At 62.5% G+C, this 10435-nt stretch carries 9 protein-coding genes; 2 read left to right on the top strand and 7 right to left on the bottom strand.

Annotated elements, in window-relative coordinates:
* Nucleotides 1-181: 181 nt before the first annotated feature.
* The gene (ubiE, locus tag ACVOLL_RS16165; RefSeq protein WP_346496869.1) at nt 182-946 is read right to left on the bottom strand and encodes a bifunctional demethylmenaquinone methyltransferase/2-methoxy-6-polyprenyl-1,4-benzoquinol methylase UbiE; all 765 of its coding nucleotides are present in this window, start codon (nt 944-946) and stop codon (nt 182-184) included.
* Nucleotides 947-1038: 92 nt separating this feature from the next.
* Here ubiE and ACVOLL_RS16170 point away from each other — a divergent pair, with 92 nt between their 5' ends.
* Complete coding sequence (locus ACVOLL_RS16170; protein WP_303747502.1) at nt 1039-1491, top strand: nucleoside deaminase; 453 nt, start codon at nt 1039-1041, stop codon at nt 1489-1491.
* Nucleotides 1492-2150: 659 nt separating this feature from the next.
* Here the strand turns inward: ACVOLL_RS16170 and smeE are convergent.
* Both smeE and ACVOLL_RS16180 read right to left on the bottom strand, forming a co-directional pair.
* Nucleotides 2151-5297, bottom strand: a complete 3147-nt coding sequence (smeE, locus tag ACVOLL_RS16175) for a multidrug efflux RND transporter permease subunit SmeE (protein ID WP_481513813.1) — start codon at nt 5295-5297, stop codon at nt 2151-2153.
* Between the two features lie 12 nt (nt 5298-5309).
* A complete protein-coding gene (locus tag ACVOLL_RS16180) occupies nt 5310-6494 on the bottom strand; it encodes an efflux RND transporter periplasmic adaptor subunit (protein WP_481513814.1) in 1185 nt (394 codons plus the stop codon).
* Nucleotides 6495-6725: 231 nt separating this feature from the next.
* Between ACVOLL_RS16180 and ACVOLL_RS16185 the strand changes: the two genes are divergently transcribed.
* Nucleotides 6726-7394 carry a TetR family transcriptional regulator gene (locus ACVOLL_RS16185; protein ID WP_481513815.1) on the top strand — a complete coding sequence of 223 codons (669 nt, stop codon included), beginning with the start codon at nt 6726-6728 and terminating at the stop codon, nt 7392-7394.
* 400 nt (nt 7395-7794) lie between these two features.
* On the opposite strand, the gene hslU is transcribed toward ACVOLL_RS16185, so the two are convergent.
* From hslU to ACVOLL_RS16205, 4 genes are all read right to left on the bottom strand, one after another.
* Complete coding sequence (gene hslU, locus ACVOLL_RS16190; RefSeq protein WP_481513816.1) at nt 7795-9171, bottom strand: ATP-dependent protease ATPase subunit HslU; 1377 nt, start codon at nt 9169-9171, stop codon at nt 7795-7797.
* A 29-nt stretch (nt 9172-9200) separates the two neighbouring features.
* Nucleotides 9201-9752: an ATP-dependent protease subunit HslV gene (gene hslV / locus ACVOLL_RS16195; protein WP_055772387.1), complete on the bottom strand. Its 552-nt coding sequence runs from the start codon at nt 9750-9752 to the stop codon at nt 9201-9203.
* 82 nt (nt 9753-9834) lie between these two features.
* Nucleotides 9835-9990 (bottom strand): hypothetical protein, encoded by a 156-nt coding sequence (locus ACVOLL_RS16200; RefSeq protein ID WP_481513817.1) that lies wholly within the window; start codon nt 9988-9990, stop codon nt 9835-9837.
* A gap of 7 nt (nt 9991-9997) precedes the next feature.
* The gene (locus ACVOLL_RS16205) at nt 9998-10276 is read right to left on the bottom strand and encodes a DUF3079 domain-containing protein (RefSeq protein WP_481513818.1); all 279 of its coding nucleotides are present in this window, start codon (nt 10274-10276) and stop codon (nt 9998-10000) included.
* Nucleotides 10277-10435: the final 159 nt, after the last annotated feature.

Below are 10435 nucleotides of genomic sequence, written 5' to 3' on the forward strand. Positions count from 1 at the left end.
GGCATTCGCTTTGGCCTTTTTGCCGTCATCCTCGCGAAGACTCAGCGCGCGCGGACCACTGTAGTGCCGAGCCATGCTCGGCAGGGGCCTCACAACAAAAGACAAAACCAGCAGCACCGTCCCACATACAAAAAAGGCGGCCAATGGCCGCCCTTTCCTCAACCCACCCAGCAACCAAGCCTCAAAGCTTGTAACCCGAGTGAATCGAAACAATACCCGCACTCAGATTCTTGTAATGACAGCGGCCAAAACCTGCCTCCGTCATCATCGCCTTCAGCTCTTCCTGCGGCGGGTGCTTGCGGATGCTCTCGGCCAGGTACTGGTAGCTATCAGCATCACCACGCGCAAACAGCTTGCCCAACTTCGGCAGCACCTTGAACGAGTGGAAATCGTAGATCGGCTTGAACCAATCCACCGTCACTTCCGAGAACTCCAGCACGCGCGCCTGACCACCCACCTTCAGCACGCGGTACATCTCGCGCAGCGCGGCTTCCTTGTCGGTCACGTTGCGCAGACCGAAGGAAATGGTCACCAGATCGAAGCTCTGGTCCGGGAACGGCAGCGCTTCTGCATTGAGCTGCACCCACTCGAAGCCCGACACCTGGCCACGGTTGGTCAACCGGTCGCGACCCACCGACAACATGCCAGCGTTGATATCACCCAACACCACGCTGCCCTCGGCGCCGATGCGCTCCTTCAGCAGCACCGCGATATCGCCGGTACCGCCGGCCAGATCCAGCACCCGATCACCCGGCTTCACCTGCGCGGTGGCGACGAAGTAACGCTTCCACAGCCGATGAATACCCAGACTCATCAGGTCGTTCATCACGTCGTAGTTGTCGGCCACGGAAGTGAACACTTGGCCGACAAGCTTCTGCTTGTCCTTGGCCGGTACATCGCGGAAGCCGAAGTGGGTGGTGCCGGTCTTGTAGGGGGATTCGCTCATGCCGCTGATTATCGCACCGACAGCCCGATTGCGGCGCCAGCAGGCTGAATCCGGCCGCTATGATGATCGCCACGGCACCACAAGGACCTTGCATGATCACCACCCCGGACTACCGCGCCCTGCTTGAAACCGCCATCGCCGAAGCCCGCCAGGGCTTGGCCGAAGGCGGCATCCCGATTGGCGCGGCGCTGTATCACAACGATGGCCGCCTGCTCGGCTGCGGCCACAACCGCCGTATCCAGGAAGGCGACCCGTCCATCCATGGTGAAACCGACGCCTTCCGCAAGGCCGGGCGTCAGCGCGGCTACCGCAACACCATCATGGTCACCACCCTGGCCCCGTGCTGGTACTGCAGTGGCCTGGTCCGGCAGTTCAATATCGGCACGGTGGTGGTGGGTGAATCGGTCAGTTTCCCCGGCGGCATCGACTGGCTGCGCGAGAACGGCGTGAACGTCATCGACCTGAATGACGCCAGCTGCATCGAGATGATGGGCCGCTACATCGCGGAGAACCCGGACGTCTGGAATGAAGATATCGGCGAATAATGTGACGTAATCTGAACAAATCCCCATTAATCTCATAGGGAAATTAGACGCTGTAGTCAGATCGTAAGATAAACAGCGGTATGCTCGGGGTACAGGGGCACTGCCATCGAGGTGAAGCGATGTATACAACGCCCATCCAACACAGCAGTCGCCAATCCCTCCAGCGTGCTGGGGAGCAATTGCGACAGCAGTACGCACGACATCGCTGTTCGGCCCCGTTCTGGGATGCCTACCAACAGGTTCAACGTGAATTGGTAGCGGCACATCCGGAACATCAGGCCGAGCTCTGCAACCGCCTGGCGGTATTTGCCCAGCGCCTGGGCGCGGTTGAGAAGGCTCAGTTACTGGAGCTGGCGGACAACGAAGCATAAAAAAACCGGGCCCAGCCCGGTTTTTTTTGCCTTGCTTCTAGCCCCCTCCCTTTCTGCGCAGCAAAGGGGAGGGTTGGGGAGGGGTTGGCTTTCAGGCTTCCCAGGCCCAGAGCTGCCCTCACCCCAACCCCCGCTCCGCGCCCCGGCCCTTGCGCTGGCGCAAGTTCGTTCAACAGGGGCACAAACCGATGGTTTGTAAACGCCCCTCTTTCACCCCGCAAGCGGGAGAGGGGCTAAAAAAACAAAAGGCGCCTTTCGGCGCCTTTTGCTTGCAACTACCCTGCCCGCTTACTGCTGCGGCAGGTCGCCGTTCCTGGCCAGCTGCTTGCGGTTGAACAAGCGCTGCACCACTACGAAGAACAGCGGGATGAAGAACAGGCCGAGCAAGGTGCCCACCACCATGCCGCCCAACACGCCGGTACCGATAGCGCGCTGTGCACCCGAACCCGCACCGGAGGCGATCGCCAACGGCAACACGCCCAGGCCGAAGGCCAGCGAAGTCATGATGATCGGGCGCAGACGGTCGCGGACCGCGTGCATCGTCGCTTCGATCACGCCCGACCCCTTCTCCAGATGCTCCTTGGCGAACTCGACGATCAGGATCGCGTTCTTCGAGGTCAAACCCACCGTGGTCAACATCGCCACCTGGAAGTACACGTCACGCTCCATGCCGCGCATGGTGTTGGCCAGCACCGCACCGAGAATACCCAGCGGTGCAACCATCAACACCGCAGTCGGCACGCTCCAGCTTTCATACAGCGCAGCCAAGCACAGGAACACGATCAGCAGCGACAGCGTGTACAGCAGTGGCGTCTGCGAACCAGCCTCTCGTTCCTGATAGGACACGGCAGTCCATTCGATGGTGAAACCAGCCGGCAACTGCTTGGCCAGCTTTTCCACTTCCAGCATCGCGTCACCCGAGGCTACGCCCGGTGCGGCTTCACCCTGGATTTCCAGTGCGGAAACACCGTTGTAACGCTCCAGACGCGGCGAACCGTAATCCCAACGCTGGCTGGCGAAGGCCGAGAACGGCACCATCTCGCCCGAGGAGTTCTTCACCGTCCACAGGTTGAAGTCTTCCGGATTCATGCGGAAGGCATCATCGGCCTGCACGTAGACGCGCTTGACGCGACCACGGTCGATGAAGTCATCGACGTAGCTCGAACCCCAGGCGGTAGCCAGCGTGCTGTTGATGGTGTCCAGCGACAGACCATGCGCACCGGCCTTGGCCACGTCGATGTCCAGACGCAGCTGCGGGGTATCGTCCAGACCGTTCGGGCGCACGTTGGCCAGCAGCTTGCTTTCGCCGGCCATGCCCAACAACTGGTTACGTGCATTGACCAGCGCATCATGGCCCTGCCCGGAATTATCCTTCAGGAAGAAGGTGTAACCCGAGGCGATACCCAGCTCCGGCATGGCCGGCGGCGGGAAGGCGAAGATGAAGGCGTCCTTGATCTGGCCCAGTGCGGCCATCGCGCGGCCGGTGATCGGACCTACGCCCTGATCGGCACTACGTTCGTGCCAGTCCTTGAGCTTGACGAAGGCCATGCCCGAGTTCTGGCCCATGCCCGAGAAGCTGAAGCCCTGCACCGAGAACACCGATTCAACGGCGTCTTTCTCGTTGTTGAGGAAGTGGTCTTCCAGCTTGTAGATCGACTCCAGGGTACGTTCCTGGGTGGCGCCGACCGGCGCATTGACCAGCGCCATCAGGATGCCCTGGTCTTCATTGGGCAGGAACGAGCTGGGCAGGCGCACGAACAGCAGGCCCATCACCACCGCCAGCGCCAGGAACACCGCCATGAAGCGACCCGGACGGGCAAGAATGCCGCGCACGCCGCGCTGGTAGGTGCCGCTGGTGCGATCAAAGCCGTTGTTGAACCAGTTGAAGAAACGGCCCGAGATACCTTTATGTGCAACGTGGTGCTCGCCCTTTTTCAGCGGCTTGAGCATGGTGGCGCACAGCGCCGGAGTCAGCACGATGGCGACCAGCACCGACAAGGCCATCGCCGACACAATCGTCGCCGAGAACTGCCGGTAGATGACGCCGGTGGAGCCGCTCATGAAGGCCATCGGCACGAACACCGCCGACAACACCAGGCCGATACCAACCAGCGCGCCGGTGATCTGGCTCATCGACTTGCGGGTGGCTTCCAGCGGCGACAGTCCTTCCTCGGACATGATGCGCTCGACGTTCTCCACCACCACGATGGCGTCATCGACCAATAGACCGATCGCCAGCACCATCGCGAACATGGTCAGCATGTTGATCGAGAAACCCAGCACCGAGAGGATGCCGAAGGTGCCCAGCAACACCACCGGTACGGCGATGGTCGGGATCAAGGTGGCGCGGAAGTTCTGCAGGAACAGATACATCACCACGAACACCAGCACGATGGCTTCCAGCAGCGTCTTGACCACGCCCTTGATCGACACCTTCACGAACGGCGTGGTGTCGTACGGGATCACTGCCTTCATGCCGGCCGGGAAGTTGGCCTTCAACTCGTCCAGGGTCTTGCTCACGCCCTCGGCGGTTTCCAGCGCGTTGGCGCCGGTAGCCAGGGTGATGGCCAGGCCGGAGGCCGGCTTGCCGTTGTAACGGGTAACGAAGTCGTAGGTTTCCGCGCCCAGTTCGACACGGGCAACGTCGCCCAGCTTCAGGGTGGAGCCGTCGGTTTCGGTACGGACCACGATGTTGCGGAACTGCTCCGGCGTCTGCAGACGATCCTGGGCATTGATGGTGGCGTTGAGCTGCTGGCCCTTGACGGCCGGTGCACCACCCAACTGACCCACGGCGACCTGCGCGTTCTGCGCCTTGACTGCAGCGGTGACCTCGTCGACCGACACCTTGTAGGTCTGCAGCTTGGTCGGATCCAGCCAGATGCGCATGGCGTACTTGCCACCGAATACCTGGATCGAACCCACGCCCGGCACGCGGCTCAGCGGATCGACGACATTGGAACCGACGTAATCGGAAATGTCGTTCTCATCCATGCTGCCGTCTTCAGAGACGAAGCCCAGCACGTTGAGGAAGCCCGAGCTGGACTTGGCAACGTTGATGCCCTGGCGCTGCACTTCCTGCGGCAACAACGGCATCGCCAGCTGCAGCTTGTTCTGCACCTGCACCTGGGCGATGTCGGAGTTGGTGCCGCTCTCGAAGGTCAGGGTGATGCTGGCCTGGCCGTTGGAGGAGCTGTTGGAGGAGAAGTACATCAGGCCGTCCAGGCCCTTCATGTTCTGCTCGATGATCTGCGTCACCGAGTCCTCGACCACCTTGGCCGAAGCGCCCGGGTAGCTGGCGGAAATGGACACCGCAGGCGGCGCGACCTCGGGATACATCGAGATCGGCAGCTTGAGCATTGCCAGCGCGCCGGCAAGCATGATGATGATGGCGATGACCCACGCAAAGATGGGCCTGTCGATAAAGAAGCGTGCCATGTAGTTCTCCGCTTACTGCTTGTCAGCCGGCGCCGCAGCAGGCGCGGCGGCTGGCTTGGCGGCTTCGGCACCCTTCTCGGTGGCCTGCACCGGCATCCCCGGGCCGATCTTCTGCAAGCCTTCGACAATGACCTTGTCGCCTGCCTTCAGACCGTCCTCGACCAGCCACTTGTCACCAATGGTGCGGCTGACCTTGACCGGGCGAACGGCAACCTTGCCTTCGGCGTCCACCACCATCGCGGAAGTGTCGCCCTTGGGATCACGCGCAATGCCCTGCATCGGCACCAGCAGCGCGTTCGGGCGCACACCACTGCCCAGCACCGCGCGCACGAACATGCCTGGCATCAACACCTGGTCCGGGTTGTCCACGCGCACGCGCATCAGGTAGCTGCCGGTAGCCGGGTCGACGCTGACTTCGGAGAACTCAAGCTTGCCCTTGTGGCCGAAGGTGCTGCCATCTTCCAGCACGATGTCGACCGGCAGTTCCGAGGCGCCCTCGAGGCGACCGGCGGCCAGTTCGCGGCGCAGCTGCAGCAGCTCGGCCGAGGACTGGGTGACGTCGATGTAGATCGGATCAAGCTGGTTGATGGTGGCCAGCGGCTCTGCCTGACCGGCACTGACCAGCGCGCCCTGGGTAACCGAGGACTTGCCGATCTGGCCGCTGATCGGCGCGGTGATGCGGGCATAGCCCAGCGTCACGTTGGCAGCATCCAAGGATGCGCGGGCGGCGAGCACGTCGGCCTCGGCCTGCTTCCAGGCGGCCTGTGCGTTCTCGTCGTCCTGCACGCTGATCACCCGCGACTTGACCAGCTCACTGCTGCGGCGCGCGGCCAGACGGGCGGCGTTGGCGCTGGCTTCGGCACGTGCCAGCTGCGCGCGGGCACTGTTGGCCTGGGCGCGGTAGGCGGCGTCATCCAGCTGATACAGCGGATCGCCGGCCTTGACCACACTGCCTTCGGTGAACAGGCGCTTGGCAACGATGCCGCTGACCTGCGGGCGCACTTCGGCGACCTGGTAGCCGTTGGCACGGCCGGCCAGTTCACGGGTCAAGGTGACCGTTTCCGGCTTCAGCGTGACCACGGTGACCTGACCCGGCCCACCCTGCTGCGGCTGCTCCCCGCCGCCTTTGCAGGCAACGAGCGCGACGGATAGTGCGAGGGAAAGCGCGACGAGACGGTAGCGACTGATAGCAGGCATGGGAGAGGAGCTCAATGGGGAAAAGTGGCGCTCGAGGATCGGGCGGAACATGAGATACGCCCGGGCATATCCTTCCGTACCACATACGTTACGGGTACATCGGTGGCAACCGCCACCGCCGCACACATCACGGCCATCCTGCAGAGCAAGCCGAGGAAATATACATACATACACGCATGTTTGTAAACGGGTACAATTCAGGTCGGTTTCATCCAGCATTTGCACCGAGCAATGGCCAGAAAGACCAAAGAAGAGGCAGCTGCCACCCGCGAAAGCATTCTCGATGCCGCGCTGGCCTGCTTCCATGAACACGGCGTTGCCGGCAGCTCGCTGGCGGCGATAGGCGAGCGCGCGGGCGTCTCCCGCGGCGCGGTGTACTGGCACTTCAAGAACAAGACCGAAGTGCTGGAAGCGATGATCAACCGCGAGCGCGTGCCGTTCATCAAGCGCCTGCGCCAAGCCTATTCCCCCCTGCGCAGCACGCCGATCCTGGACCTGCGCTCGGCGATGCTGGTGTCCTTGAGCGAACTGGCCAACGATCCACAATTACGCGACATGATGGAGATCATGCTGCGCAACGACCTGTCCGCCGAGAGCGTGGCGATGCAGCAGCTGCAGCACGACAGCGTTGAAGAAGAGATGGCGATTTTCCGCCGCGCCCTGGAGCGCGCGCGCGACCTGGGCCAGTTACGCGACGGCGTGAACACCGCAAGCAGCGCACGCATCCTGCACGCAGGCCTGACCGGCGTGTTGTACAGCGCCATGCTCGAACCCACCCAGTTCGACCTGGAACGTGACAGCCGGGAAATGTTGGATGCGCTGATGGCGCACTACGTGAAGCCAGGTGTATTCGAACCTGGCTCAGATCCTTCGCCGCTGCCACCGCCGGACGAAGACTAAGCAAACCGTGTAGTGCCGAGCCATGCTCGGCAGAGGCCTTACCGAGCACCGCTGCCAGAGCCGCACCAGCTTTGTGGGAGCGGCGTAAGCCGCGAAGCAAGCGAAGGTCGAGGCAAAAGCACCCCTCCCAACCCTCCCCTTGCCTGCGGCAAAGGGAGGGCTAAGCGCAGCTCCGGTAGTGCCGAGCCATGCTCGGCAGGGGACTTACCGGCAATGCCGACAGCCGGAGCCAAAGCCAGAGCGATTCCCGCCTGCGCGGGAATGACGGCTTGAAGCAAAGGCAGTGCTTCGGCTTTGGCTTTGGCAATGCCCGCTGCCCTACCCCAACCATCACCTTCAACCAACTAAAAAAAACGGCGACACCAAAGTGCCGCCGCTATTCACCAAACCAAAGCAACAATCACAAAATATAGCGACTCAGATCCGGGTCCTTCACCAACTCACCCAGGTGCTTGTCCACATACGCCGGGTCGATCGCAATGCTTTCGCCATCACGATCCGGCGCCTCATAGCTCAACGAATCCAGCAAGCGCTCCAACACCGTGTGCAATCTACGCGCCCCAATATTCTCCTGACGCTCGTTGACCTGGAACGCAATCTCCGCCAAACGATCCACCGCCTCTGCAGTGAAATTGACCTTGACGCCCTCGGTCGCCAACAAGGCTTCGTACTGCTTGGTCAGCGCCGCCTTCGGCTCGGTGAGAATCCGCACGAAATCATTCTTGCTCAGCGCGCCCAGCTCCACGCGGATCGGGAAACGACCCTGCAGTTCGGGAATCAGGTCACTGGGCTTGGCCAGATGGAACGCACCAGAAGCGATGAACAGGATGTGGTCAGTCTTCACCGTGCCGTACTTGGTCGACACATTGGAGCCTTCCACCAGCGGCAGCAGATCGCGCTGCACGCCTTCGCGTGACACATCACCACCGGAGGAACCGGCATCGCTGCGCTTGGCGACCTTGTCGATCTCATCGATGAACACGATGCCATGCTGCTCACAGGCTTCAATCGCTGCAGTGCGGATATCGTCTTCGTTGACCAGCTTGCCGGCCTCTTCCTCGATCAGCAGCGGACGCGCAGCCTTGATGCTCAACGTGCGCTTGTTCGACTTGGCACTGCCCAGATTGGCAAACATCGACTTCAGCTGCTGGCCCATTTCCTCCATGCCCGGCGGGGTCATGATGTCCATGCTGACGTTGGCGGCGACATCCAGTTCGATCTCGCGCTCGTCCAGCTCGCCAGCGCGCAGCATGCGGCGGAACTTGATGCGGGTTTCGTTATCGGCAGCCGACGGTTCATTGCGCGCTGCTTCCGGATCAAAGCCAATACCAACGCTACGACGCGGCAGCAAGGCATCAAGAATGCGATCTTCGGCCTTCTCTTCGGCCTGGGTGCGCACGCGCACCTTGGCCTGCTCGCGGTACAACTTCACCGCAGTATCGGCAAGGTCACGGATGATCTGCTCCACGTCCTTGCCGACGTAGCCGACCTCGGTGAAACGGGTAGCTTCCACCTTGACGAACGGCGCATTGGCCAGCGTGGCCAGGCGACGGGCGATTTCGGTCTTGCCGACGCCGGTCGGGCCGATCATCAGGATGTTCTTGGGCATCACCTCGTTGCGCAGCTCGGTGGGCAGCTGCATGCGGCGCCAGCGGTTGCGCAGCGCAATGGCGACCGCGCGCTTGGCGTCGTGCTGGCCAACGATATGACGGTCCAGCTCCTGCACGATTTCGCGCGGAGTCATGGTGGCGGAGGAAACTTCGATCTTGTGGCTCATGGGGTACTCGCGGTTGATGGCCGAAGAGCTCAGAGCTCTTCCACCACGACGTTGGTGTTGGTGTAGATGCAGATGCCGCCGGCGATGTTGATCGCCTCGGTGGCCACGCCACGTGCATCCAGATCGGTGTGCTTGAGCAGCGCCCGCGCCGCACTGAGCGCGTAGGAACCGCCGGAACCAATCGCGATGATGCCGTCTTCCGGCTCGATCACATCGCCGGTACCGCTGATGATCAGCGAAGTCTCGCGGTCGGCCACGGCCAGCAGCGCTTCGAGCTTGCCGTAGCGGCGATCGGTGCGCCAATCCTTGGCCAGTTCTACCGCCGCGCGGGTCAGCTGGCCGTGCTTTTCAAGCTTGGCTTCAAACAATTCAAACAAGGTGAAGGCATCAGCGGCTGCACCGGCAAATCCCGCCAGCACCTGGCCATCGCGGCCGAGCCGGCGCACCTTGCGCGCATTGCCCTTCATCACCGTATGGCCCAGGGTGACCTGACCATCGCCAGCAATCGCCACATGTTCGCCGCGACGCACGCAGCAGATGGTGGTGGCATGAAACACGTTCGGGTTCTGACTGGGGTCCATACGGCCTCCGGAATACTGTTCACCGGTAATGGGGCCGACCAGCGCCGCGATCAAGCCTCCCCCCGCCAGCGACAGCCACCATTCAGAAAAACCCAACGGGTAGTGCCGAGCCATGCTCGGCAAAGGCTTTGGCCGCAATCCCGCCCGCCACCATGTGGGAGCGGCGTAAGCCGCGAAGCCGCAATTCATCGGATCGCAGGCTGTAGGCAATCGCAACAATGCCAGCTTCGCGGCTCACGCCGCTCCTACAATTTCCCCAGCGCCGCCCGCCCTGGCTTTCCGGGCTCAGGCGCTATCCCCCACGCCAGATACCAATCCTCGCCCTGCAGCTCGGCCGGATGCTGCGTACGCCCGGAACCATTGCCGCAGGCCAGCGCATCGGTGGCGCAATAGCGATCGCAGCCCCAGCAGATCCGCTCGGGATGCTTTGGATTCAACGGAAAAGGTTTGGCCATCGCAATGCCCTCCACGCCTGGATAGCCACCATGCGCCGCACGCGCAACCGGCGCACTGACCAAAATCAAGCAAACCAATGTAGTGCCGAGCCATGCTCGGCAGAGGCCTTCCCAGCAAACCCACCGGTAGTGGGGGGGGGGGGGGGGGCGGGGGCGGGGGGGGCGGCCGGGCGGGGCCCGGCGCGGGCGCGGCGCGGCGAGGGCGCCGGGAGCGGGGGGGGGGCCGGG

This window comes from Stenotrophomonas sp. STEN035 (genome assembly GCF_056759935.1).